Below are 25251 nucleotides of genomic sequence, written 5' to 3' on the forward strand. Positions count from 1 at the left end.
GTTTGAATTCAGGTTTTGGAACATCAAGGCGTACACGGATCCGTTCGCATTTGATGGAACATGATGATAAGGAAGAGGTACTCCCGACGGGCGGAACTTCTCTTGAGGGGAACACCGTTGTGGAGTATACTAAAGGTAAGTGTAAATAACCCCACACCGTGGGGCTTTAGCTCTGCAGCCTTTTGAGGTGCACTGCCGGAGCCCTGCAATGAATAAATCACACCAGTTAACCAAGGAGGGTGACTTATGATCAACATTAGCGATTCCGCTTCCGATAAGCTGAAAGAAATGCTTTCCGAACAGGAAATTCCGGGGATGTTCCTCCGTCTTGGGGTACAGTCCGGCGGATGCAGCGGCTTTTCCTACGCGATGGGCTTCGACGATGCCGAAACCGAAGATGATGTATACATGGACGTTAGCGACCTGAAGGTTGTCGTGGATAAAGATAGCCTCCGCCTGATTGACGGGCTGGAAATCGACTTTGAGGAGTCCGGCATGAGCGGCGGATTCACCATGAATAACCCGAATGCTACGGCGACCTGTGGATGCGGCGCATCGTTCCGTACGGCAACGGACGCGGGCAAACCGGCTCCTGAGGAGTGCTAACACGCACGCCATTTCAGATGAACAAGACAAAAGCTCACACCTCTTCGTCTAGAAGCAGGGTGTGAGCTTTTGTTCGTTAGGAGAGCCCGGGAACGATAAACGTTTTGTTTACCATCATGACGAGCATGGCCGCCGCCACGATCGAAAAGGCGATGCAGCAGGTGCCGAGCCCTTTGCGTCTGTCTTTCAGAAACTTAAAACCCAAAGCAAAGATTAAAACGGTTGTCACGATCAGAGCGAGTGACATGCCGATCATGCCGACCCAGTATAATACCCCGAAAAATTGAGCCACAGCAATTATCCTCCTTCGCAGGATATTCCAATTTTACACACTTCATTTTATTATATCCGATTTAGACAGGCACGCCAAGGCTCCGCAATCCCCCGTTTTTCGCGCGCTTACCCTTTTCTATGCACAAACATACAGGAGAGAACCTGGAGATACGAGTATGTTAATAACATAGGAGCATAGAAAGGAGGCGACAACATGGGGGGAAGACAGCTGGCAAGCAAATGGCTGAAGACCGAAGCGCTGCTGACGGATCCGAAAGTTGCCCCGTATATTCCGCAGACCCGGTCCATGAGCCAGGGTAATCTCCAGAGCATGCTGGGGATGTATGACTTTGTCGTCGTAAAACCGGTCGTCGGCGGAGGCGGTTACGGCGTCCTGAAAATATCCCGAACCGGGGGCGGTTATAGTATAACCCGCTCTTCTCAAACCTATCATTTTGACAGCTTTTCCAGCATGTTCAGCGGTTTTCGGAAGCTGAAGGTGAGAAGGACTTATTTAATTCAGCAGGGAATTCATTTGGCCCAAATCAACGGGCGCCCCATCGATTACCGCGTCAAATACGTCAAGACGGACCAGCAGTGGGTCACCACGGCCATGGTAGGCCGGTTGGCGCGAAGCGGACTGTTCGTGACCAACCTGTGCAAGGGCGGAAATTTGCTAAAAGGACGCGATGGATTACGCCGGTCCCTGCCGAATATTTCTTCCAAAGCCAAGATTAAAGAGATGCGTTCCCTTACCCGGCGCTGTACGGCGATTCTGGAGCGGCGCTTTCCCGGTATCGGGGAGCTCGGCTTCGATTATGGCTTGGACAGCGGTGGGAATATCTGGATATTTGAGGTCAATACGCGCCCTCAATAAACTGAAATGGGAATGTTTAGGAGATCTAGGGTGGGGTAATATCAAGATATAAGAGACTATGAAAATTGGAAAAATATTTTTGACGTCTATCGTATGCACAGCACCTGTGTATAACATTTATCCCCAAAATCCACTGCAATTTTGTTGGTATTCCGACACTTGCTAACAAATTATACACAGGATTTCCACAACAGGCTGTGGATAAAGCGAACGCTTGTTCTCTTATGCGATGTTTGATATGATAGTTTTGAGGAAAATTTAGGAAAGGATGTGAAGATAATGGCTATGTTGTCGGATGAATTGCTGCTTGATTCTTATCATATGGCCGTGGAACTCATGCTTGATCATGATTTCATTGCTTTACTCCTGGCCGAGATCCATAAGAGGAATCTAGAGACTTCATCAGAGAGTCTAGTTCATTAGGACACATCCCGGTACACATCCACAAATGCTGTTGTATAAATAGCCGCATATGATGTGGAAGTAATGGAAGGTGTGGAGGTGTAGCATCTATTTTCCAGAATAGCAGTATCGCAACAAAATAAGGGTATCCTATCTGAATCATGAATTCATGACCATCAGATTAGGATACCCTTCTTTTTGTAATAAAATATGCGTTTATTCGAGCTAGAGCTTCATGTTGCTGCTGTGTCCAGGGGACAGCTTGGCTTCCGGATCAATGTATACCTTCGCGTTGTTGACCGCGGTCGGTGCTTCGCCAAACCCTACGGCGATCAGCTTCAGTTTGCCCGGATATGTGGTAATGTCTCCGGCGGCGAATACTCCGGGGATATTCGTCTCCATGCGGGAATCCACAACGATGGAGTTGGTCTCGATCTGAATGCCCCAGTCGGAGATCGGCCCGAGGGACGATACGAAGCCAAAGTTCACGATGACGTCGTCAACTTCGATCTCCTGCGTTTCTTTGGTCTTCACATGGGACAAGGTCACCTTGGTAATCGTATCCTCTCCGTGCAGGGCGGTGATTTCCGTCGGCGTCACGATTTGTACCTTGGAAGCCATCAAATTCTCGACGCTGTGTTCATGCGCGCGGAACTTGTCGCGACGGTGGATCAGCGTCACCTGCTCGGCAATCGGCTCCAACATGAGCGCCCAGTCTACAGCGGAATCGCCGCCGCCGCTGATCAGCACCTTTTTCCCCTTGAAACGGCTAAGGTCATTCACGAAATAGTGCAGATTGGTTTTCTCGAATTTCTTAGCGTCTTCGATTTCGAGTCTTCGGGGTTCAAATGCACCAACCCCGGCCGTGATGATGACGGCTTTGGAATGGTATTCGCCTTTATCAGTCTTAACGACAAAATGGCGTTCGTCCTGTTTAACGAGGGAAATGACCTTCTCCTCGAGCCGGACGTTCGGTTGGAACAGGTCCATCTGCTTTTGCAGATTGTCGACGAGCTCCTGTGCCGTTACCTTGGGGAATCCGGCAACGTCATAAATGTATTTCTCGGGATACAAGGCTGCAAGCTGCCCGCCAAGCTGGGGCATACTTTCAATGAGTGTGACCGATGCCTGGCGCATCCCGCAATAGAATGAAGCGAACATGCCTGCAGGACCTCCTCCGATAATGAGCAGGTCGGTTATGTCAGCCGGCTGCGATGTCATTAGTGTAAGCACCTCCAACAAATATAGATAAGAACGCTAGCGAAATAAGCACGCTGTATATTGTTCAAATTCCATCTCATTATAATACATCCGGGCTCCGGCTGAAAAGTTTACATCCTATTTTGCAAATTCAGTGCAAAAAGATAGGAAGAAACCAAATGAAAACTGGAATGAAATGGATGATGAAAACGGCTTGGCCGGCCTCTCGGAATGCCAAATAATACTTGATCTTTTATGGGAAAGTGGCTATCATTTTAGTTATGTGCGGGCAGGTTTTGTGAACATTCCCGCTGTTTTTTTTCTTACACGACAGGGTCTGTGATAAAAGGGCTCGTTGAAGTTCAAACTAATGTGTAATATTTCACAATAACATTTGTAATGGTTCACAAATATATATAGAGACCGACATTTTGGAAGGAGCAAGATGATGAGCAACATTCCCAAGATAGTAATCCTTGGTGCGGGTTACGGCGGCATCCTGACTGCACAGCGCCTTCAAAAGGAATTGAATTATAATGAAGCGGACGTGACACTCGTTAACCGTCACGATTATCACTATATTACGACCCATTTGCATATGCCCGCTGCCGGCACGGACAGCGTTGAGAATACACGGGTACCGATTTCGAAACTGATCGACGAGTTCAAAATCGATCTCGTCAAGTCCTCCGTTCAGGAAATTCGGCCGCATGAGAAGAAGGTCATCCTGGAGGACGGGACGCTCTCCTATGATTACCTGGTCATTGCCCTCGGCGGGGAGTCCGAAACTTTCGGCATTCCGGGAATGGCCGAGTACGCGATGACGATCCGCAGCATCAACTCGGTGCGGTTGATCCGCAAGCATATCGAATATCAGTTTGCATTATATAAAAATGAACGGAGTCCGCAGGATAAAATCAATTTCGTCGTAGGCGGAGCGGGCTTCAGCGGCATTGAGTTTGTAGCGGAGCTGGCTGACCGCATTCCGGCGCTGTGCAAGGAATATGATGTCGATCCGAATCTTGTGAATGTCTACAATGTGGAGGCGGCTCCGACGGCGCTTCCAGGTTTTGCTCCGGAGCTTGTGGAATATGCCATGGATGTGCTCCGCAAGAAGGGTGTCACCTTCAAAATCGGCGTGGCCATCAAAGAGTGCAAGCCTGACGGCGTAGTGCTTGCGACCGGTGAAGAGATCAAGGCGGCCACCGTGGTGTGGACCGGAGGCATCCGCGGCAACCATATGATTGAGGCGGCCGGCTTTGAAACGGCAAGGGGCCGGGTGAAGGTTGACGAGTATTTGCGGGCGCCGGGAAGCGACCATATTTATGTCATCGGGGACAACGCCTTGATGATGAATCCGGAAGGGCGGCCTTATCCGCCTACGGCGCAGATCGCGATGCAGCAGGGCGTGTGCTGCGCCCATAACATCGTCACGGCGATCCGCGGCCAGCAGCCGAAGAAGTTCGAGTTCAGCAACAAAGGAACGGTCGCTTCCCTGGGTAAGGGCGAAGGCATCGCCGTGGTAGGCGACAAGCATATGAAGGGCTGGAGAGCAGCCCAATTGAAGAAGATCGTGGATATGCGCTACCTATTTATTATCGGCGGCATTCCGCTGGTATTGAAGAAAGGAAAATTCCTGTAATGAGGCACTGCAGTGTTCAAGTCCGCGCATTGTTGACCCGGGACGAACTGGACCGCTATAACGCCTTGATGGAAGTGGGATCCTTCCTCGAGGACCAGAACCGGTACGATCTGTCGTACACGGTCCAAAGGGAAGTGGACATTCTCATCCTGCCGGCGATTGAAAGGCTGAAGGAAAAGGGCAGGGACCGCGACCGGGCGACCGCCGAATTTTTAGAGTCGATAAAAGCGCAGCAGGAAGAAGAACGGGAAGAGGATTAACGGAATGATAAAAAGGTTTGCCCCGATAATTCGGGGCAAACCTTTTTTTGATAAGAAGAATATAAGCCTCGGAGACCCGGCTTCCATTTATCGCAAGGAAAACTTCCGCAAAACGCCGGTCCATCCGTTAAATTTTCAGCATGTCCTCAAACGACTCCGGCGTCAGAATCGCTCCGACGAAGAAACCGCCGAATTCGGCATAACGGGCGCTGACTTCATCAAAGCGCATTTCATAGACCAGCTTCTTGAATTGAAGCGCGTCCTCGGCGAACAGGGTAACCCCCCATTCCCAATCGTCGAATCCGATGGAACCGGTAATGATCTGCTTCACTTTGCCTGCATAGCTGCGGCCGATCAGCCCGTGGCTGCGCATCATGTTGCGGCGATCGTCCATGTCGAGCATGTACCAGTTGTCGGCCTGATCGCGCTTTTTGTTCATCGGATAGAAGCAGATATATTTCGTCTTCGGCAGAGTCGGCTTCAGACGGGCAACGACATGCGGATTCTCCATCGGGTCGCCTTCGCCGGAACCGGCGAGATAGTTGCTGAGCTCGACGACGCTGACGTAGGAGTAGGACTTGGTCGTATATTGCGCAAACAGCGTTTTGTTAAACGCAGTCTCGATGGCGTTCAGGTCTTCAAGCGTTTCGCGCAGGTGCATGAACACAAAATCGGCCTTCTGCCCGATAATGCTGTACACCGCCGTGCTGCCCTGCTTGCTGGACTCCACGTCGGACCATTCGTTAAGGAACGCCTGAAGCTCGTCCAGCGCCATGGCGCGGTCCTCGTCGTCGGCGGACTTCCATGCCGTCCAGTTCATGGAACGGAAATCGTGAAGGGCGTACCAGCCCTCCAGGGTTGATGCTGCTTCATTCATGTATATATCACTCCTATAAGTAGTTGCCTGTAAGCGGATCCGAAGGTTACTTATTGGACCCGGGTATCAGGGTCGTTGACCTTTTTCTTCATTGTAGCTCAACCGCAAGCGCAAGAGCAAACGAAGACACAATCTATTCACCGATTGTTCGTTGATTCGTGACCGTTTTTTTAGTAAACTAACTACTAGTCCATAAAACGTGGCAAGACTGTGAACGGCCTGTTTGTATCCGTTTTAGCGGGGCGAAAGAAAAGAAGAGGTGACTTGGCTGAGATGCAATTTATACCCGTTCTCGTGCTGATGGTGTTATTTTTTGTCATGATGTTCGGCATCGGCTTTATTTTGAATATGTTAATGAAAACGACCTGGTTCCCCTGCTATTTGTTTGTCATCGTTATTTTACCAGTGGTCGTATACTCTTTATGGGACCGCAGCCAAATGTCGCTGCTCAGTCACTTGGAGTCTTTTCGCGTTGTCGACTATTTAACGGGGGTAGCCGGACTGGCAGGAGCGGTCATCAGCGGCTGGTCCATCCAGAAGCTTCGCAAAAGCGGATTTAAAATGTTCTAGGCCGGTTTTCGGCCGACTACGAAACAGCTCTCCACCCGGGGGGCTGTTTTGCGCTATCCCGGCGCTTAAGGGTTGAAGGGGGGACGGATGGATGTGGAAAAAAGCGTTGGGCCTGGTGCTTGCCGCCGGGATGATTGCGGGCGGTTCTACGCCGGTCATGGCGGCAGGGTCTGCGGGAGAGCAGGCCATGATCCCGCTCCGGACAGCGGCCGAGGCGCTAGGCGCCAAAGTGCTGTGGGACGGAACGGACAAGCGGGTCCAGGTCTCGCTCGGCAAAACCCGCTGGAAGATCACTCCCGGCAGCAAGCAGTCCTTATTGGACCAAGCGCCGTATGAGCTTGCGCGTACCGCGGTGACGGATAGCGGAGGGACGCTGCTCGTACCGCTCCAATCTTTTACCGGGGCGCTGGGCATCCGGGGATCATGGGCGGAGAATCGCTGGTCCCTCGATTCGGGCGACTGGAAAGGGCGGGCGATCTACTGGATGACCCTGCTTCGCCAGGGGAAATGGGAAGAGGTGGGGATGATGATGGATGCGTCCCTTTCGGCGGCGTTTCCGCCTTCGTCGCTTCAAAAGTATGAAGAACGGCTGGAAAAGCTGTACGGCCTCGACTGGAGCCTGCTGCATGCTGAAGCCTATACGGATTCCGTCCGCAGCAACGCCCGCCTGATCTATCAGACGCCAAAAGGAGAGACGTTCGGCATGGAGCTCCGGTTCAGCGCGGATGGGCTGCTGGATGATGTCGCCTGGATTGAAAATGTGGCAAGCAGCTATCGGGCGCCCGCCTATGATCATCCGGAAAATTACACGGAGGAAGACGTGCAGGTCGGTCAGAGCCCTCTGCTTCTTCCGGGGACGCTGACGCTCCCCCTGGGCGTTCAGGGGAAGGTTCCTGCGATCGTACTCGTTCACGGTTCCGGTCCAAACGACCGGGACGAGTCTTCAGGCGGAGGCAAGCTGTTCAGGGACTTGGCGGTAGGACTGGCCGGCGAAGGGATTGCAGTGCTTCGCTATGAGAAGCGGACGCGGGAATACCCGCTTCGTTCCGCTTCCCCGTTCTTTACCGTTCAGGAGGAGACGGTTGACGATGCCGTTAGCGCCGCTGCCCTGCTGGCCGCCGATCCGAGGATCGATCCGCGGCAGATTTATGTGCTCGGCCACAGCCAAGGCGGAATGCTCGTTCCACGCATCATCGCTTCGGATACGGGCAAGCATTTCGCGGGTGCGGTCCTGATGTCCGCTCCTTCCGGAGCGCTGGAAGATCTGATGCTCATGCAGTACCGGGGCATTTTGAAGCGGGCTGAAGAAGAAGGGGCCTCGCCGGAGAAGCTGACCCGTCTGCAGAAACAGGTAGACACATGGGAGAAGGCAGCCGCGCTGCTCAAGGACCCCGGTTATTCGAAGGAGCATTTGCCGGACAGCTTTCCGCTGCCGAATGCGTATTGGTGGTTCGATTTCAGAAACTACAGCGGGCCGATGCTCGCCAGAGATCAGAACGTCCCGATGTACATACTCCAGGGGGACAATGACGTGCAGGTCCCCCCGTCCAGCCTGAAGGTGTGGAGAAGCGCGCTGAGCGCACGAAAAGATGTGGCCTTTAAGTCATATCCGGGACTTAATCACATGTATATATATTATAGTAAGAACTCGACCGGCGATGAGTACAAGCTGCCCGGCAATGTGCCCGGGGAGGTCATCACCGATGTGGCAAACTGGATTCATTTGGGGATGAAAGACTTGTCGAAAAACGGAGAAGAAGCGGACCCTTTTGTGATAGAATAGAGAAAGTCTACGAATCGATGGGAGGGAGCATAGATTATGCATATGAAGAGTCTGCTGCATTTTACCGAGAACCACCGGTACTGCGTGTACCGCGATTTTGGTCTAAGCAGCCTGGACAACCGAATGCTCAGCTCCGTATACCAGCCCATGGTCGGGGCATTTGCCGTCAGCTTATACCACTTGCTGTTTCAGCATATCCCGGCAGAGAAGCTGGGCTACTCCCGGGCCGAACAGCAGCGGCGCATTTTTCTGTCGCTCGGGCTCGAGCCCAGCGAGAAGGGGCGCAAATATCTGATTGAGCAGGCTTCCCGTCTGGAAGCGGTGGGACTGCTGCAAACCTGCCGGATTTACGTACCCGAGCAGGAAGATTACATGTATGAATACGAGCTCCAGGCCCCGCTTTCGCCATCGGAGTTTTTTAATACGCAGCATCTGACACTGCTCCTGCGTGACAAGATCGGCAAATTTGCCGTCCTGTCGCTGCGCGAGGAGCTGTGGTCGAAGGAACCGGAAGAGTATGCCGGAACATCCTCGGTTCATAAAGAAAATATTTCACTGGCTTTTTACGATATTTTTGAACTAAACACCCATGTGATCGATTACGAGCTGGAGCAGGCGTTGTCCGAGGTATCCACGTCAAGGCAGCCTGGCCTTCGGGTGCTGGAGGAGGAGGGGGCGCTGAATTATTCGGATATCATCCTGCGCTTCCCGCGGGATTCCGCTAACCGCCGGCATGTGGAGGGGCTGCGCTTCAACCACGAGCAGATGGGCGTGATCAATTTTGTCGGGCGCAAATACGATCTCAGCGTTCAGGACATTTGCCGCCTGCTGGATGAGGACGGTATCTTCGGATCCGACGGCGACATTCTGCTCGATGAGCTGCAACATAAGGCCAGCCTGCAATTCCGCCAGGACAAGCGGCGTCAGGAACAGCGGGAAGTATATGCGGGAAAGGTTATTTCCTTCCGTCAGGCGGAAAGTGAAGAAGAGCAGGCTCCGCTGGAGCACGCCGTCCAGATGGAGTATTACGTCGACGTTCCGGTCCAGTTCCAATCCAAATGCGACATTCACCAGTATAATATGATGCTTCGGAATGAGCCGTATACGAAGCTGCTCAGAACGTATTTTCCGGGCTCGGTGCCGGATAATTTTATCGATATATTCGAGAAGATCGACCTCAGCTATAAGCTGCCGGGTGAAGTCATCAATGTGTTGATCCACTACTTGATGTCCCTGTTGACCGAAGGCGGAAACGACCAGCGGATCAACCGCAATTTTGTCGAGGCCATCGCCTCCAACATGCTGTTGAAGCAGGTTAATTCCTATGAGAAAGCCGTGGAGTACATCCGCGACCAGTCCAAGGTCAAAGGAAAGCAGGCCGCAGCGGCCGGCGGCACGAGAACCCGTACATACGGCGGCAAAACGGTGAAGATCAAGCCGGATATCCCGGTGGCCCAGGAAGACGGGCAGGGCGGCGATGTCAGCGAGGAAGAGTTCGAGGAAATGCTGCGCATGGCGGCTGAAATGCAGGCGAGCAAGAAAAAGGGCGGCATATAGAACCGCCTGAAGGGAGAGGAGGACATCGGCATGGATTCTTTGGGGCAGCTGCTTAAGCAGATGAGAGGGCCTTCCTTTATACAGCGGTCGCAGGAGATCGCGGACGAATTGTTGAGGGATCCGGCGGTGCGGGAGCTCCGGCAGGAGCATCCGGAGCTGGACGAGTCGCTGCTGCGGTTAAATGTGACCCGGCTGTACCAGTATGCCGCCGACCGGCGGCACTGTGAACGCTGCCCGGGGCTGGAGCGGTGCCCGAACGATTTTTCGGGCCATTACAGCAAGCTGGGGGTGGAGGTCGTCAATGGGGTCACGGAGCTGGTGGAACGCAAGGTTCCCTGCTCCCTGCATACGGCCAAGCAGCAAGAGGACCAGATCAAGAAGCGGATCCGCAGCTTTTACGTGGACGAGCGTGCATTGAGCGAGGGATATAACGAAGTCGAGATTATGGGCAAGGACCGCAGCCGGGCTCCAGCGGTGAACCAGGTGTTCCGGTATATCCGGGACGTACGCGAGAATGGTCTGCCGAACAAGGGGCTGTATCTTTACGGCTCTTTCGGCACCGGCAAAACGTTTCTGATGAGCTATCTGCTCCATGAGCTGGCGATTACCGGTCATACGGGGGTTATCGTGTTCATGCCTGATTTTGTGGAGGACCTGAAAGGGATGCTGACCGATAACGTGAAGCTGAAGGAAACCGTGGAGCTGATGAAGGAATGTGATCTGCTCATATTTGACGATATCGGCGCGGAAAACTTGAGTCCCTGGGTGCGCGACCACGTGCTGGGCTCCATCTTGAATTACCGGATGAACCGCAAGCCGACCTTCTATACGTCGAATTATGCCTTGGACGGCCTCGAGAAGCATCTGAGCTTCACGAATAAAGACGGCGAAGAGGGGCATAAGGGGCAGCGGCTGATGGACCGGATCGCGCCGTTCGTCGATGTCGTGCATCTGCACGGTGAGAACCAGCGCCGTAAACAGGAATAGAAAATCACCCTGCCAACGGGCCAGTTGCCAAACGGCATTTTGCATACGAACATTCATCATACGTGAAACCAAAAAAACCTGGCCAACCTGTCCAAAAGACAGGCTGAGCCAGGTTTTCTTGTAAGCCCTGCGGGCCAATTAGCCGGAAATAACAAATTTAATGATCACCATGACTGCGAACAGAACGGTCATAAACAGCGCCATTCCACCAAAGCCATTCATCAGATCCATTAAATCATTGCGCGGCTCTTCGTTCACGTGTTTCCGCGGATCGTTAGCGTGCACGTTTGCATCCATTTGAACAAATGCCTCCTCATCATGGTTTCAGCCTGATGTCAATGAGCCTTCTCAGAACAGAGAAACCCGAGTTAACATTAGTATACCCAAACTTCAAAGAATTTGTAAAGAATATATGGTGAATACTTATAGGGGCAGGAAACGCGGCCGAGCGGTTAACGGGCCTGAATTTCGTTTAATCTGTAATTAAGGGTTTCACATTTCTTGACGGAATGTGTTATACTTAAACTGTCCACAAAGACATATCAGTTTAGACGTCCATTTGCGCTCTTGCGATAACAGGGGATTCCAGGCGGCACGGCCGTTTTTTTGTCTCCTGCGTACAGCCGCTAAACATGGTCTGTCTTCTGTGAAGCAGAATAAACCGAATTTTTTTCTTATAAGGAGGAAACCTATTATGGCAATTGTGAATGTATCCGACCAATCCTTTAACGCTGAAATCGAAGGTCAAGGTACGGTTCTGGTAGATTTTTGGGCACCATGGTGCGGCCCTTGCAAAATGATCGCTCCAATTCTGGAAGACCTGGCTAACGAGCTCGGAGACTCCGTGAAAATTGCCAAATTGAACGTGGATGACAATCCGGAAACGGCTTCCCGTTTCGGCGTAATGAGCATCCCGACTCTGATTTTCTTCAAGGACGGTCAACCTGTTGATAAAGTGGTCGGCCTGAACTCCAAAGAAAACCTGAAAAACATCATCGCTAAACACCAATAATCGGTGCGTGGCAGATGACGGGCGCCTCCGGATGATTCCGGGGGCGCCTTTATTCTTGAACAAGGCAGGGATCCCCACCGCGGGGATTTTTTCATTAGATATAAGGAAGTATAAGCTTCGGTGACTGGGCTTCCTTTCCTTATGCCGCAAGAAAAACTACCGCTAAATGCGGTCTGGCTTCTTTTAGAGGGTACGTCGTTAGACGTTTTTCTTATATGAAATATATACAGTATACAGGGATCACCGCAAAGTATCTAAAGCAGGCGTCGGAGCAACCCGACTTTGCCGGGTGATATTGCTGAATTCCGCCGTCTTCTCCTATAATATAAGTACCGGGAGGTGAGCCGATAAGGCATGGACGATTTTGCAAAGCAATTACAGGAACAGGAAAAAGCATTGGAGAAGATCCGCAACAAGCTGGCTTTGCTGCCCGATCTGCCCGGTTGTTACTTAATGAAGAATGCCGATGGCAAGATCATTTACGTGGGGAAAGCCAAGGTGTTGAAGAACCGGGTCCGTTCCTATTTTACCGGCAGTCATGACGGCAAGACGCAGCGTCTGGTGGCGGATATCCGGGATTTTGAATATATCGTGACCGGAAGCAACATTGAAGCACTCATTCTTGAATGTAATTTGATTAAAACGCATCAGCCGCGATATAACGTCCTGCTGAAGGACGATAAGACGTTTCCTTATATTAAAATTACCAATGAGCCGCATCCCCGCCTTGAGGTGACCAGACGCGTGCTCAAGGACAAGGCCAAATATTTCGGCCCTTATCCGAATGCTTACGCCGCCCAGCAAACGAAAAAGCTGCTGGATCGGATGTACCCGCTGCGCAAATGCGGGGTCATGCCGAAAGAAGTGTGCCTGTACTACCACATGGGCCAATGCCTGGCACCGTGCGAGAAGGAAGTTCCCCAGGAGGAGTATGACCGTATTACCCAGGAAATTACTTCTTTTCTGAGCGGCGGACATGAGGAGATTAAGAAGGAGCTCCAGCGCAAGATGCAGGAAGCGGCGGAGGATTTGTATTTTGAACGGGCCAAGGAGCTGCGCGATCAGATCCTCAACATTGAAGCGATCATGGAGAAGCAGAAGATTACGACGACGGACACGAAGGACCGCGACGTATTGGGCTTTGCCGTGGATAAAGGCTGGATGTGCGTGCAGATTTTGTATATGCGGCAGGGGAAAATGATTCAGCGCCACGCGTCAGTGTTTCCATTCTATGGCGAGGCGTACAACGATTTTATGTCCTTCGTGACGCAGTATTACAGCGACAATCCGGCGCTGCCGAAGGAGATTTTGCTGCCTGACATGCCGAAAGGGGAAGAGCCGGAGGACGGTCAGGCTGCTGATGCGGGAGAGTCCGGCGATGCCGGTGGAGGTGCCTCTTCCCTGCAGGAATGGCTCGGCATCAAGGTGCTGGTGCCCCAGCGTGGGACGAAGCGCCAGCTTGTGGCTATGGCGGAAGAGAACGCCAAGGTCTCGCTGGACGAGAAGTTCCGCCTGATCGAACGGGATGAGGAGCGGACGTCTAAGGCCGCCGCCAACCTCGGCCAATATATCGGCATTGAATCGCTGCACCGGATCGAGGCGTTCGACAACTCCAACATCCAGGGCACGAATCCGGTATCGGCGATGGTCGTCTTTATCGATGGTAAACCCGACAAGAAGGAATACCGGAAATACAAGATCCGTTCGGTTCAGGGACCAGACGATTACGATACGATGCGGGAGGTCGTTCGCAGACGTTATGAGCGGGCGCTAAAGGAAAATCTGGAGCTGCCCGACCTGATCGTCGTGGACGGCGGCAAAGGGCAAATTTCCGCCGCGATCGACGTGCTGCAGAACGAGCTGGGCCTGTTCATTCCGGTCTGCGGACTGGTCAAGGACGTCAAGCACCGGACTGCGCAGCTGATGGTGGGCGATCCGCCCGAACCGATTTCGCTGCCGCGTGACAGCCAGGAGTTCTACCTGCTCCAGCGCATCCAGGATGAGGTGCACCGGTTCGCCATCACCTTCCACCGCGAGCAGCGCGGCAAGTCGATGGTGGCGTCCAAGCTCGATGCCATCCCGGGCATCGGCGAGAAGCGGCGCAAGCTGCTGCTGAAGCATTTTGGCTCGCTCAAAAAAATAAAAGAGGCCCGGATTGAAGACTTCCGGCCTCTCTCGATCGGCGACAAGCTCGCCGGCCAAATTATAGCAGCCCTTCAGGAGGAGGAGTCGTAGCATACGGCTTCTCCTTCTTTTTGCCGTAAAACAGGTAAATGACCCAGGCGACGATAAACGGCATGATGCAGGTGATCACCCCGGCCAGGATGTTCGTCAAATCCCCCATGCTGAACAAGCTGAAACTCATCAGAATGCTGTCGAACACGACGTGAGCGAACATGACCGCGATATAGCCGTGACGCAGGAAGATCAAGCTGAACAGGAGACCGATGAACAGGAGCTCGATCGGCCGGGTGTAAATCGGGTAAATCGGGTACAGTGTATGGCCGAAGGCCCAAATCAGCGTCGGAATGACGCAGGCGACAAACGTGTTTCTAACGATTTTCTTCAGCATCGAAATGCCGAACAGCCGGTACACCGCTTCTTCGGAAATGCCAGCCATCCAGGCCATGATCGGCAGCATCCACGGGTACAGCATGTTATACGGAGACTGCGAGGCGTCCGTCGTGGACCAGCTGTGGATCGTCCGGTCCAGCACGAGATAGATCACCGACTGAACCCCCATCAGAATAAACGCCCACAAATACCCGGTGAACATGCTGTGGAGCACGTAGCGCCCGTATCCGGGCTCTTTGGCGCGGGCCCAGGCGTTGTAACCGGCTTTGCGCCACAGCCCGTCACCGCCGACCAGGGAGAAGTACAGGAGCACCGTCATCGCAATGCTGAGAATGACCTGCACGACCATGGCTACGACCAGCCCAAATTGCGAGAAGCCTTCCGCTTCCAGCACCGGCAGCATGTTATACGTCGTCAGCATTGAAACGATAAAATAAAACAAGGACAGAAACAGCCCGCGGGCAAAGGAAGTGTACCGCCGCGTCAGCGCGCTGTAAATGATGGCGAGTATGCCGAGCACGATCGTAAACAGTCCATAGCCCAGCATCGTCAGCATGGTGGCGCTGCTCGTCTGCTTTTCCACATAAGCCGTATGGGAGGAAGGAACCGAAAATCCCGGCAGGAAGGAATGAAGCTGGCCATCCTCAAAGGCGAACCTGAACTCCAGCTGCGACTCCCCGATGTGTGAGGACGGGTCGGTATAAATCAAGCCGGGCTCATCCTTGCCGCTTGCTACTTTTAATTGGCTGGTGTTGTAACCGAGCTTCTGCAGCCAGGATTGCGCTATTTCTTCTTTGTCATCGACCGTCATGTTGCCTTCAACGATCCGCAGCTTCTGCTTGCGCAGGGTCTCGCTCGATTCGGCCATGGCGGCCGCATACTTGGAATACGGTGGTGTGATGGAAAAACCCACTACGTTGCCTGTGTTCATATGTACGTCTATGTTGACATATCCCTGGCCGTCCGACTCGGGAAGGCGAACCCGGAACACGTCGTAAGGATATTTCTGCTCGTATTTCTTGTTATAATCGTCGAGAAGCTTCTCTTTGGATAAATAACCGTACAGGTCCGATTCCGATTGATACGTGACAAGCGGTTTGTCCGCAATGCCTGTTTGGATATTCAACCGGTCCGATGCAAACGCTGTGGCGGCAGCTTCCGCTTTCGATTTGCTGATGACCTTGGTCGTTTGTCCTTCAAGCGTTTCCGAGCTCGTCTGGGGAAACACTTGTACGATAAAGAATAAAACAAGGCCGATGACCCCCAGAATGCCCAGCCATTTATAATTGGCCCTGATTTCCAGCGGCTGGTTTAACCGGTCCATGAAATCCCCCCTTGAATAGTGATAAAGATAAGATATCCCCCAATACAGTACGGTAAACATAACATAGAAGATTCGCTCAAAACCAGTATACCCTGAAAATAGTAGTGAAAAAACGATGAAAATCAAGGAAAGCCACCGAAAAGAGAAGATAACCGCAGGCCATGTCCACGTGCATTGCGAATCAGGCTGTTTTCCATCCAATTCATGAGAAAAAGGCCTTTGTGATGTCCCACAATAAAGATTATAATTTTGATGCAAATGAATAAGAACGCCGAATTTCTCATTAGAAAACGGGGGAACCATTTTTTTGGGGTGAATTTCGCGAGCGACGTAGCACCGCACCGCGAATAGGGCAACCTGTGCATGCCCGAATCCGTCAGCTAACCTCGTAGGCGTCGTGCATGCAGGAGCCAAACCGAAAGGCATTGGATTTCCGATGCTTTTTTTCTTTTGACTTTTTTAAAGAGGTGAATGTATTGATTGGTCAATGGAAGTGGTTCCGGTTGGCGCCTCCTCAAGTCTTTTCCCTAGGATTTGCCGCCATTATTCTGATCGGAGCCATACTGCTCACCTTGCCGATTTCGAACACGACGGGAAAGCCGCTGAATTTTATGGATGCCTTGTTTACGGCAACCTCGGCGACCTGCGTGACCGGTTTGGTTGTCAAAGATACGGGGCTGTACTTCAGCACGTTCGGCCAAGTCGTCATCATGCTGCTGATTCAGGTCGGCGGACTCGGTTTTATGACGATGGCCACCCTGGTCGCCTTGGTGTTCAAGCGTCGGATTTCGCTCCGGGACCGGCTCCTGCTGCAGGAAGCGATGAATCAAAACACGATGGAAGGCATCGTTCGCCTGATTCGGAAAGTGATATTTTATTCGCTGGCGATCGAAGGCTGCGGAGCTCTGCTGCTGGCGATCCGCTGGTCGGTCGATATGCCCCTTGGGAAAGCGATCTTTTTTGGAATTTTTCATGGCGTGTCCATGTTCAACAATGCGGGGTTTGACCTGTTCGGCCATTTTAACAGCTTGACGGGATTTGTATACGATCCGCTCGTCAACTTTGTCGTGATGTTTCTGATCGTATCCGGCGGCATCGGCTTTATTGTCATGTCCGACCTGGTGGATTACCGGGTAAACCGGAAGCTGTCACTCCATACCAAAGTGGTGCTGTCCATGACTGGTGCCCTGATCGTGGTCGGAGCGGTCGTCATCTTTATTTTCGAATTTACGAATCCCAAGACGCTCGGCTCGCTGAATTGGGGCGGTAAAATTCTAGCCTCGCTGTTCCAGTCGGTTACGCCGCGGACGGCCGGGGCGAATACGCTGGACCTCGCAGGCATGCGCCAGGCATCTCAATTTTTTACGATCATTCTGATGTTTATCGGCGCGTCGCCGGGCTCTACCGGAGGCGGAATCAAGACTACAACGTTCACCATCCTCGTCGGTGCGGTGATTGCGATGATCCGCGGCCGCGACGATATCGTCCTGTTCCGTTACCGTCTGGCGCAGGAGCGGATTTTCAAGGCGTTGACTATTACCTTCCTGGCCTTGTTCCTGGTCGTCGGCGTGTCCATGGTTCTGTCCACGACGGAAGACAGCAGTTTCTTGATGATCCTGTACGAGACGACGTCGGCTTTCGGGACGGTTGGATTGACGCTCGGGTTGACGCCGCATCTGTCCCTGGTGGGAAAAATCTTGATCTGCCTGACGATGTTTGCCGGCCGTCTTGGTCCGCTGACCTTCGCTTACGCGCTGGGCCCGAAGAAGGGCAAGGAACTGTACCGGCATCCTGAAGGCAAAATCATTATCGGGTAACCGGCCTTGGATGATTCAAATTTTCCATTTTGTCAAAGTAATCATATATACAATCTACATTAAGGGATAAGGAGCATCTGGAGAGAAATGAAAAGACAGCAGTTTGTCGTCATCGGTTTGGGGAGATTCGGCTCAAGCCTGGCTATGGAGCTTATGGATTTGGGTTATGAGGTGCTTGGGGTGGACATTAATGAAGAAGTGGTCAATGACATGAGCGAGCATTTGACCCACGCCGTGATGGCGGATGCAACCGAAGAGGAGGTTCTCAAATCGCTGGGAATCCGCAACTTTGACTGCGGGGTCGTGGCGATCGGGGACGATATCCAAATGAGCATCTTGGCCGCGATTCTGCTGAAGGAGCTTGGCGTACAGACCGTGGTGGCCAAGGCGATTTCTATGCTGCACGGCAAAGCCTTGTCCAAGCTGGGTGTGGACCGGGTGATCTTTCCGGAGCGGGATATGGGCATCCGGGTGGCGCATCAGCTCGTGACTCCCAACTTGCTGGATTACATCGAGCTGTCCAAAGATTACAGCATCGTGGAGATGACCGTACCGCAATGCCTGAACGGCAAAACGCTCAGCGAAGTCAATACGAGAGCCCGGTACGGATGCAGCATTGTCGCGCTGCACCGCCCCCAGGGAATCATCGTTGCGCCGACAGCAATGGATCAGCTGCATGCGGGTGACATCATGGTCATCATTGGCTCAAACAGCAATATCGACCGCTTTGAAAGCGAAGCGGTGAACGTCAAATCGTAAATTTGGAAGTGAGGCATCAATGGAATCCCCGACAACCGACATCATCCATCACATCTTAATACTGCTGCTGTTTATCATTGCTGTCGGCATGCTGTCCGGAAGACTGGCGTCATGGCTCAGGCTTCCGGACGTTGCTGTTTTTATCGTGGCCGGCATGCTGCTGGGGCAGGGGCTGCATCTGATCAACGAGGCGAGCAGCTCGCTCATCAACCAGCTGATCCTTTCCGTCGGCTCGGCGCTCATCCTGTTTGACGGCGGCCGGAACCTGAAGCTGAGCGGGCTGCGGAAAGTGTGGATTACGCTCTCCATGCTGAGCGTTCCCGGCGTCATCGTCACGACCTTGATCGTCGGAACGGCCGTGCACTTCCTGTTCGGCCTGGACTGGCTCTTTGCCTTCCTGGCCGCCGCCGTCATTGCCTCAACCGACCCTGCTTCGATCATTCCTGTGTTCAAGCAGGTGAAGATCAAGGAAAGGGTCCGGGAGACGGTTGAGAGCGAGTCGGCCTTCAACGACGCCACCGGTTCGATTCTGACCTTTGCGCTGCTGGCCGCGGTGACCAGCGGCGGCTCCTTACATATCGGGACGATGGCCTGGGGTTTTGTGAAAACCGCCCTCGGCGGGATTCTCGTCGGCGCCGTCGTATCGGTGGTGCTGACGTATCTCGTTGCCCATTTCAGGCTGGGCGTCTTGAAGGATTACACGACGATCACGATGATCGTCGTCGCACTTTCTTCTTATTTAATAGGAGACCTGATTCACGTTAGCGGGTTTATGGCCACCTTTGTGGCCGGGCTTATCTGGGGAAACGCGGATACGTTCGGGCTGTCCATGGACGACAAGCTGGAGGAGACCGCATCGTTTGCGGACAATACAAGCGTCATGATGCGGATGCTGATTTTCATCCTGCTCGGCAGCCAGGTCAACTTCCGGGTGCTTGGCGATTACTTCTGGCCAAGCCTGGCGGCGGTCCTGGTGCTGATGGTCATCGCCCGTCCCATCACGATTCTGCTCTGCGCCCTGCCTGACCGCAAGGTCAAGTGGTCCTGGCGCGAGCTGCTGTTCATGATGTGGGTTCGGGAGACCGGCGTTATTCCGGCCGCTCTCTCGGGCTTGATCGCCGGCATGGGAGTGGCTCACGCCGATGTCATCTCGGCCGTGACGTTTATGGCGATCATGCTGACGATTCTGCTGCAGGCCAGCACGACGGGGCTCGTCGCCCGCAAGCTGGGCCTTGAAGTCAAACCGGAGCCTGCAACATCCGAGCCGCCTGGGCAGAAATAGCCAGGAGTATAATACGAGCCGTCAGGAACGGGTCTCCCGTCTTGACGGCTCGTCATTTGCCGGTAACCCGTCATTCATCCCGGGTGCAGCCGAATATCTTTTTCGTTTCTTCGATCCAGCGGCGTGCTCCGGCGCTCAGTCCTCCGTTTTCGGAATAGATGAGCGAGGTTGTGCGCCGCGTCTCCTGCAGATCGGGGATATGAAGAATGGCCAGGTCGTTGTCATCCAGCAGTTGGCTGCGCAAATACGACTTGGGCAGCAGCGCCGCCGCCTTGCAGGCAGGCAGGAGCCGGACAATCGCTTCAAACGAATCCATCTCCATCCGGATGTCCGGCACGACCTCAGCCCGGTGGAACAGCTCGTCGGTCAATTTCCGGTACCAGGTTCCGGTCGAGAAAATAATCATCGGCAGGCCGTGAAGCATGTCCATATTGACATTTTCCTGGCCGCACAGCCTGTGATTGCGGGGAAGCACGAGCTCCAGGTGGTCGTCGAACAGCGGCGTGCAGCGCAGACCGGGCTCTTCAATGGAAGAGGCGACGATGCCTGCGTCAAGCTTTTTGTCCCGGACGGCCGAGACGATTTCGTGTGTCTTCCCGGTAACCAGCTTCAGCTCTGCGGAGGGGTGCTTCTCCATAAACGCATTCACCAAAGGCGGCAGCGTCGTCTGAAGCGTGGTCAGGCTGGCTCCGAGCGTCACCGAAATTTGGTCGTCGCCCTTGTATTTAGCGATCATCTGCATGAATTTCCGCTGCTGCTGCCGTTGCTCCAGGGCAAAGGTATAGGCCGACTGGCCGAAGGCCGTCAGCTCAAGACGCTTGCCGCGGCGGTAGAACAGCTGCACGCCGAGCTCATCCTCCAGCTTGGTGATTTTGCGCGAGAGGGCGGGCTGGGACAGGTTCAGCAGCTTCGAGGCCTGGTTCAGGCTCGACTGTTCCACTACTGTGGCGAATACATCCAAATCTTCAAACATGTTATTCATCTCCAAGGAACTTTTGGACTGCGGCTGCTTGGGGTAAGATGGTTATAGACGCGGTCTGTCTTCTATGAATTACATCGACAATTGATTTTGTTATGCATTTACATTATAACGTTTAATAATTATATTGCAATTCCATTATAAGAAAAAAAAGAGTAACATGAAAAGTGCCACAAGTTGTTCACAGGTTATAAAAAGGGTGGCAAATGATGTCGAATAATGAATAATGAAAACGTTGTACTATGGAGAAAGGGGTACGTCAATTTATGAAAGGTTATTATGCCAGAAAGCTTCATTCGCTTCTTGGGGTCATTCCGCTCGCCTTGTTTTTCATCGAGCATGCCCTGACGAATTTTGGCGCATTTGAAGGAGGTCCTGAGCGGTTTAACGCCGGCGTCAAATTGCTGAATGACCTTCCGCTCATTTTCGTCCTGGAGTGGGTGCTGATTTATCTTCCGCTGATCTACCACGGCATATATGGGCTGTATATCGCGTATCAGGCGAAACCGAACAACGGACGCTTTAATTATGACCGCAACTGGCGCTATTTGCTTCAGCGGATCACCGGTGTCATTACGTTCGTCTACATCATTTGGCACGTATTTGAAACCCGGTTCCAGATCACTCTGGGCAATGTGACTCACGAGGGGCTCGGCTCCCTTATGCATGACATCGTGACACAGCCGGTATTCTTCATCCTCTATCTGATCGGCGTCGTATCCGCGTCCTTCCACTTTGCGAACGGGCTTTGGTCGTTCCTGGTCGCATGGGGCATCACGGTCGGACCGCGTGCACAGCGGGTATCTTCCTATGTGTGCATGACGCTGTTCGTCGTAGTAGCGCTGCTGTTTATCTTGTCGCTGGTCGCATTCCGCAGAGCGGAATTCCAGGAAGCATCGGTATGGATCGATACCGTTAAGTCAGTTTTAAGTTAAGGAGAGTGAGCAGGCATGGCAACATCTAATATTATTATCGTGGGCGGCGGTCTGGCAGGTCTGATGGCCACCATTAAGGCAGCGGAAGCAGGCGTCCATGTTCACTTGTTTTCTTTGGTTCCGGTAAAAAGATCGCACTCCGTGTGCGCGCAGGGCGGCATCAACGGTGCCGTCAATACGAAGGGCGAGGGCGACTCGCCATGGGTTCACTTTGACGATACCGTGTACGGCGGGGACTTCCTCGCCAACCAGCCGCCGGTTAAGGCGATGTGCGAGGCGGCGCCGGGTATCATCCACCTGATGGACCGGATGGGCGTTATGTTTAACCGTACGCCGGAAGGTCTCCTCGATTTCCGCCGTTTCGGGGGAACGAAGCATCACCGTACGGCGTTCGCCGGCGCAACGACCGGGCAGCAGCTGCTGTACGCTCTTGACGAGCAAGTACGGCGCCACGAGACCGAAGGCCTCGTAACGAAGCATGAGAATTGGGAGTTCCTGCAGGCGGTCATCGACGACGAAGGCATCTGCCGCGGCATCTGCGCGCAGGACTTGCGCACCATGGAAATTCATACGTTCCAGGCTGACGCGGTCATTCTTGCCAGCGGTGGTCCAGGGATCATTTTCGGCAAAACGACCAACTCGGTCATTAATACAGGCACCGCAGCCAGCGCCGTGTATCAGCAGGGCGTCAACTACGCGAACGGTGAATTCATCCAGATTCACCCGACGGCGATTCCGGGTGACGACAAGCTGCGCCTGATGTCCGAATCGGCCCGCGGTGAAGGCGGACGGATCTGGACGTATAAAGACGGCAAGCCATGGTACTTCCTGGAAGAGAAATACCCGGCCTACGGCAACTTGGTGCCGCGCGACATTGCGACACGCGAAATCTTCGACGTGTGCGTCAATCAGGGGCTCGGCGTCAACGGAGAGAACATGGTTTACCTCGACCTGTCCCATAAAGATCCGAAGGAGCTGGACGTCAAGCTTGGCGGCATTATCGAAATCTATGAAAAATTCGTAGGCGACGATCCGCGCAAACTTCCGATGAAGATCTTCCCGGCGGTTCACTATTCCATGGGCGGCATGTGGGTCGATTACAACCAAATGACCAACATTCCCGGCCTGTTCGCAGCCGGCGAATGCGATTACCAATACCACGGGGCCAACCGTCTCGGAGCCAACTCGCTCGTATCGGCGATCTTCGGCGGCATGGTGGCTGGACCGAAAGCTGTGGAATACATCAAGGGAATGAAGAAATCCGCGGCCGATGTTCCGTCGAGCGTATACGAACGCTACAAGAAACAGCAAACGGACAAATACGAAGGCATCCTGAAGATGAACGGCACGGAGAATGCGTACGGGCTTCATAAGGAGCTCGGCGATATTATGACCGCCAATATGACCGTGGTTCGTTACAATAAAAAGCTGGAAGAAACGATCGGCAAAATCAAGGAAATGAAACAGCGCTACAAAAACATCAACGTCAACGATACGTCGCGCTGGAACAATCCGGGCGCCTCGTTTACCCGTCAGCTGTGGAACATGCTGGAACTGGCCGAGGCGATGACGCTTGGGGCGCTGCTCCGCAACGAGAGCCGCGGAGCGCACTACAAGCCGGATTTCCCGGACCGCAACGACGAAGAGTTCCTCAAGACGACCAAAGCTACGTGGACACCGGAAGGTCCGCAAATTTCTTATGAAGCAGTGGATGTATCGCTGATCCCTCCACGGATCCGCGACTACTCCAAAGACAAGTAAAGAAGGGGGATTTGACATGGCGGAAGCAACTGCATCTTCCAAAAAAGTGAAGTTTATCATAACCCGTCAGGACGGCCCGGACGCTGCTGCCTATACCGAGGAGTTCGAGCTTCCGTACCGCCCGGGAATGAACGTGATCAGCGCGCTGATGGAAATTCAGCGTAATCCGGTCAACGCCAATGGTCAGAAGATCGCTCCGGTATGTTGGGAATCCAACTGTCTGGAAGAGGTATGCGGCGCGTGCTCGATGGTGATCAACGGCAAGCCGCGCCAAGCGTGTGCGGCGCTGGTCGATAAGCTGGAACAACCGGTCCGGATTCAGCCGATGAAGACGTTCCCTGTCGTGCGCGACCTCGTTATCGACCGCAGCCGGATGTTCAACGCCCTCAAACGGGTGAAAGCCTGGATTCCGATTGACGGTACGTACGATCTCGGCCCAGGACCGCGGATGCCGGAGAAGAAGCGCCAGTGGGCATATGAGCTGTCCAAGTGTATGACCTGCGGCGTCTGCCTTGAAGCCTGCCCGAACGTGAACGACAAGACCGACTTTATCGGTCCGGCGGCGATCTCCCAAGTACGCCTGTTCAACTCCCACCCGACGGGTGAGATGAACAAGGAAGAACGCCTGGAAGCGCTGATGGAGGACGGCGGCATCGAGGGCTGCGGCAACTCGCAGAACTGCGTACGCTCCTGTCCGAAAGGCATCCCGCTGACCACGTCGATCGCGGAAATGAACAAGCAAACCACCAAGCACATGTTCAAGCAGTGGCTTGGTGTATAATTCCCGGAACCATCATCCTCTTGTCAGCGGAGTTTTTCGCTGGCAAGGGGATTTTTTGGTATGAGGCGAGATGCGTCCAACCCATGTGCCGGGGGTAATCTAACAATAGGATACTTCTAAAACTTTACAACCGAAGACGTGTATGTGCAGGGAGAATGGAGGAGGATGGCTCATGTCTTGGTGGATGTGGGTACTTAATATTTCCGGGTTGATTGTCCTGATTGCGTTGTTTTACGGATTGGAGAAAAAATGGACGAGCAAGGCGATCCTGCTGGGACCGATTCTCATTTATGCCCTGGTCTCCCTGGAAGACCTGCTCGGCTGGATTGACCTTTCCCGGGTTGTCCCGGGATCAGGGGGGATGCGCGCCTTGATTCTGCTCTTCTGTCTGAGCTCTGTCATATTCTATGTGTTGTATATTTTCAACCGGATCGCGGATTCGGCCCTGAAAAAGGAAGTGCAGCTCAAAACCGTCATTACGCGCATCAGCATGGCTACGTTAACCTGTATCCTTTTTTTTACCGTCATCTACACGTCGATTTACAAGCTCTTCGGCCATAACAGCTTCGATGGGAAAAATATTGGCTACGATCTGCTCAGCCAGCTGATCTCCTTCCTGTATTTTAGCGTCGCGACCTTCGCGACCGTCGGTTACGGGGATATCACCCCCGTCGATAATACCTCCAGGGGAGCCGTCGTGATGGAGATCGCCTTTAGTTTTGTTACGGTTGCCTACGCACTGTCGATGCTGAGCGTGTTCCGCAAAATTTTCAAGGAAGGACCGGAGGACGCCGGACAAGAAGAAATATAGCTTTACCGCCGCCATGACTGGACATTACGCCAGTAACAAGGCGACGTTTCTCTTTAATACCCGCGTTATCCCACGCTAGGATACCGCCTCTGGCGGACTGATCCGCACAGCTGGAAGAGCAGCGGCCTGAAGGATATAATAGGGGAAAGTCCTATTCTATTCCAATACAGGAGGCCGTCTGC

Annotated in this window: 24 protein-coding genes and 1 riboswitch; of the genes, 18 read left to right on the top strand and 6 right to left on the bottom strand. The window is 53.2% G+C overall.

Annotated features, from left to right (window positions below):
- Positions 1 to 246 precede the first annotated feature (246 nt).
- Positions 247 to 606: a HesB/IscA family protein gene (locus CJP46_RS29730; RefSeq protein ID WP_094599260.1), complete on the top strand. Its 360-nt coding sequence runs from the start codon at positions 247 to 249 to the stop codon at positions 604 to 606.
- Positions 607 to 682: 76 nt separating this feature from the next.
- On the opposite strand, the gene CJP46_RS29735 is transcribed toward CJP46_RS29730, so the two are convergent.
- Complete coding sequence (locus CJP46_RS29735) at positions 683 to 898, bottom strand: hypothetical protein (RefSeq protein WP_094599261.1); 216 nt, start codon at positions 896 to 898, stop codon at positions 683 to 685.
- A gap of 195 nt (positions 899 to 1093) precedes the next feature.
- On the opposite strand from CJP46_RS29735, the gene CJP46_RS29740 reads away from it, so the two are divergent.
- Both CJP46_RS29740 and sda read left to right on the top strand, forming a co-directional pair.
- Positions 1094 to 1756 carry a YheC/YheD family protein gene (locus tag CJP46_RS29740; RefSeq protein ID WP_094599262.1) on the top strand — a complete coding sequence of 221 codons (663 nt, stop codon included), beginning with the start codon at positions 1094 to 1096 and terminating at the stop codon, positions 1754 to 1756.
- Positions 1757 to 2035: 279 nt separating this feature from the next.
- Complete coding sequence (gene sda / locus CJP46_RS29745; RefSeq protein ID WP_089548462.1) at positions 2036 to 2179, top strand: sporulation histidine kinase inhibitor Sda; 144 nt, start codon at positions 2036 to 2038, stop codon at positions 2177 to 2179.
- Between the two features lie 204 nt (positions 2180 to 2383).
- Here sda and CJP46_RS29750 read toward each other — a convergent pair whose 3' ends face one another.
- Positions 2384 to 3379, bottom strand: coding sequence for an NAD(P)/FAD-dependent oxidoreductase (locus CJP46_RS29750; RefSeq protein ID WP_094599263.1), 996 nt, complete (start codon positions 3377 to 3379; stop codon positions 2384 to 2386).
- Positions 3380 to 3806: 427 nt separating this feature from the next.
- On the opposite strand from CJP46_RS29750, the gene CJP46_RS29755 reads away from it, so the two are divergent.
- Complete coding sequence (locus CJP46_RS29755; protein ID WP_094599264.1) at positions 3807 to 5000, top strand: NAD(P)/FAD-dependent oxidoreductase; 1194 nt, start codon at positions 3807 to 3809, stop codon at positions 4998 to 5000.
- Positions 5000 to 5260: a hypothetical protein gene (locus CJP46_RS29760; protein ID WP_094599265.1), complete on the top strand. Its 261-nt coding sequence runs from the start codon at positions 5000 to 5002 to the stop codon at positions 5258 to 5260. Before CJP46_RS29755 ends, CJP46_RS29760 begins: the two co-directional genes overlap by 1 nt.
- A 127-nt stretch (positions 5261 to 5387) precedes the next feature.
- On the opposite strand, the gene hemQ is transcribed toward CJP46_RS29760, so the two are convergent.
- Positions 5388 to 6137 (bottom strand): hydrogen peroxide-dependent heme synthase, encoded by a 750-nt coding sequence (hemQ, locus tag CJP46_RS29765; protein WP_094599266.1) that lies wholly within the window; start codon positions 6135 to 6137, stop codon positions 5388 to 5390.
- Positions 6138 to 6410: 273 nt separating this feature from the next.
- Here hemQ and CJP46_RS29770 point away from each other — a divergent pair, with 273 nt between their 5' ends.
- The 4 genes from CJP46_RS29770 (at position 6411) to dnaI (ending at position 11034) form a co-directional block, all read left to right on the top strand.
- Positions 6411 to 6707: a YuiB family protein gene (locus CJP46_RS29770; protein WP_094599267.1), complete on the top strand. Its 297-nt coding sequence runs from the start codon at positions 6411 to 6413 to the stop codon at positions 6705 to 6707.
- 91 nt (positions 6708 to 6798) lie between these two features.
- Positions 6799 to 8490, top strand: a complete 1692-nt coding sequence (locus CJP46_RS29775) for an alpha/beta hydrolase family protein (protein ID WP_094599268.1) — start codon at positions 6799 to 6801, stop codon at positions 8488 to 8490.
- Positions 8491 to 8526: 36 nt separating this feature from the next.
- A complete protein-coding gene (locus CJP46_RS29780; protein WP_094599269.1) occupies positions 8527 to 10047 on the top strand; it encodes a replication initiation and membrane attachment family protein in 1521 nt (506 codons plus the stop codon).
- Between the two features lie 30 nt (positions 10048 to 10077).
- Positions 10078 to 11034, top strand: a complete 957-nt coding sequence (gene dnaI, locus CJP46_RS29785; protein WP_094599270.1) for a primosomal protein DnaI — start codon at positions 10078 to 10080, stop codon at positions 11032 to 11034.
- A 138-nt stretch (positions 11035 to 11172) separates the two neighbouring features.
- Here the strand turns inward: dnaI and CJP46_RS29790 are convergent, their stop codons facing one another.
- The gene (locus tag CJP46_RS29790) at positions 11173 to 11331 is read right to left on the bottom strand and encodes a YqzM family protein (RefSeq protein WP_089548459.1); all 159 of its coding nucleotides are present in this window, start codon (positions 11329 to 11331) and stop codon (positions 11173 to 11175) included.
- A gap of 397 nt (positions 11332 to 11728) precedes the next feature.
- On the opposite strand from CJP46_RS29790, the gene trxA reads away from it, so the two are divergent.
- The gene (trxA, locus tag CJP46_RS29795) at positions 11729 to 12046 is read left to right on the top strand and encodes a thioredoxin (RefSeq protein WP_076174051.1); all 318 of its coding nucleotides are present in this window, start codon (positions 11729 to 11731) and stop codon (positions 12044 to 12046) included.
- Positions 12047 to 12400: 354 nt separating this feature from the next.
- On the top strand, positions 12401 to 14281 hold the full coding sequence (gene uvrC, locus CJP46_RS29800; RefSeq protein ID WP_094599271.1) for an excinuclease ABC subunit UvrC: 1881 nt from the start codon (positions 12401 to 12403) through the stop codon (positions 14279 to 14281).
- Here the strand turns inward: uvrC and CJP46_RS29805 are convergent.
- Positions 14250 to 15944 carry a CPBP family intramembrane glutamic endopeptidase gene (locus CJP46_RS29805; RefSeq protein WP_094599272.1) on the bottom strand — a complete coding sequence of 565 codons (1695 nt, stop codon included), beginning with the start codon at positions 15942 to 15944 and terminating at the stop codon, positions 14250 to 14252. The two genes, uvrC and CJP46_RS29805, sit on opposite strands and share 32 nt — an antisense overlap.
- Before the next feature lie 259 nt (positions 15945 to 16203).
- Positions 16204 to 16353: riboswitch (cyclic di-AMP (ydaO/yuaA leader) on the top strand.
- 67 nt (positions 16354 to 16420) lie between these two features.
- Between CJP46_RS29805 and CJP46_RS29810 the strand changes: the two genes are divergently transcribed.
- The 3 genes from CJP46_RS29810 to CJP46_RS29820 all read left to right on the top strand — a co-directional run bounded on the left by CJP46_RS29810 (position 16421) and on the right by CJP46_RS29820 (position 19802).
- Positions 16421 to 17761: a TrkH family potassium uptake protein gene (locus CJP46_RS29810; RefSeq protein WP_256992595.1), complete on the top strand. Its 1341-nt coding sequence runs from the start codon at positions 16421 to 16423 to the stop codon at positions 17759 to 17761.
- 87 nt (positions 17762 to 17848) lie between these two features.
- Positions 17849 to 18520, top strand: a complete 672-nt coding sequence (locus tag CJP46_RS29815) for a potassium channel family protein (RefSeq protein ID WP_094599274.1) — start codon at positions 17849 to 17851, stop codon at positions 18518 to 18520.
- Between the two features lie 19 nt (positions 18521 to 18539).
- Positions 18540 to 19802 carry a cation:proton antiporter gene (locus CJP46_RS29820; protein ID WP_094599275.1) on the top strand — a complete coding sequence of 421 codons (1263 nt, stop codon included), beginning with the start codon at positions 18540 to 18542 and terminating at the stop codon, positions 19800 to 19802.
- Positions 19803 to 19872: 70 nt separating this feature from the next.
- Here the strand turns inward: CJP46_RS29820 and CJP46_RS29825 are convergent, their stop codons facing one another.
- Entirely contained in the window at positions 19873 to 20775 is a 903-nt protein-coding gene (locus CJP46_RS29825) for a LysR family transcriptional regulator (RefSeq protein ID WP_094599276.1), read from the bottom strand.
- Between the two features lie 272 nt (positions 20776 to 21047).
- On the opposite strand from CJP46_RS29825, the gene CJP46_RS29830 reads away from it, so the two are divergent.
- From CJP46_RS29830 to CJP46_RS29845, 4 genes are all read left to right on the top strand, one after another.
- Positions 21048 to 21716 carry a succinate dehydrogenase cytochrome b558 subunit gene (locus CJP46_RS29830; RefSeq protein ID WP_094599277.1) on the top strand — a complete coding sequence of 223 codons (669 nt, stop codon included), beginning with the start codon at positions 21048 to 21050 and terminating at the stop codon, positions 21714 to 21716.
- 15 nt (positions 21717 to 21731) lie between these two features.
- Positions 21732 to 23477 (top strand): succinate dehydrogenase flavoprotein subunit, encoded by a 1746-nt coding sequence (gene sdhA, locus CJP46_RS29835; RefSeq protein WP_094599278.1) that lies wholly within the window; start codon positions 21732 to 21734, stop codon positions 23475 to 23477.
- Between the two features lie 16 nt (positions 23478 to 23493).
- Positions 23494 to 24258, top strand: coding sequence for a succinate dehydrogenase iron-sulfur subunit (gene sdhB, locus CJP46_RS29840; protein WP_094599279.1), 765 nt, complete (start codon positions 23494 to 23496; stop codon positions 24256 to 24258).
- A gap of 172 nt (positions 24259 to 24430) precedes the next feature.
- Positions 24431 to 25069: a potassium channel family protein gene (locus tag CJP46_RS29845; RefSeq protein WP_094599280.1), complete on the top strand. Its 639-nt coding sequence runs from the start codon at positions 24431 to 24433 to the stop codon at positions 25067 to 25069.
- Positions 25070 to 25251: the final 182 nt, after the last annotated feature.

Origin of the sequence: Paenibacillus sp. XY044, assembly GCF_002257645.1 — a bacterium.
Classification (GTDB): Bacteria; Bacillota; Bacilli; order Paenibacillales; family Paenibacillaceae; genus Paenibacillus_AQ.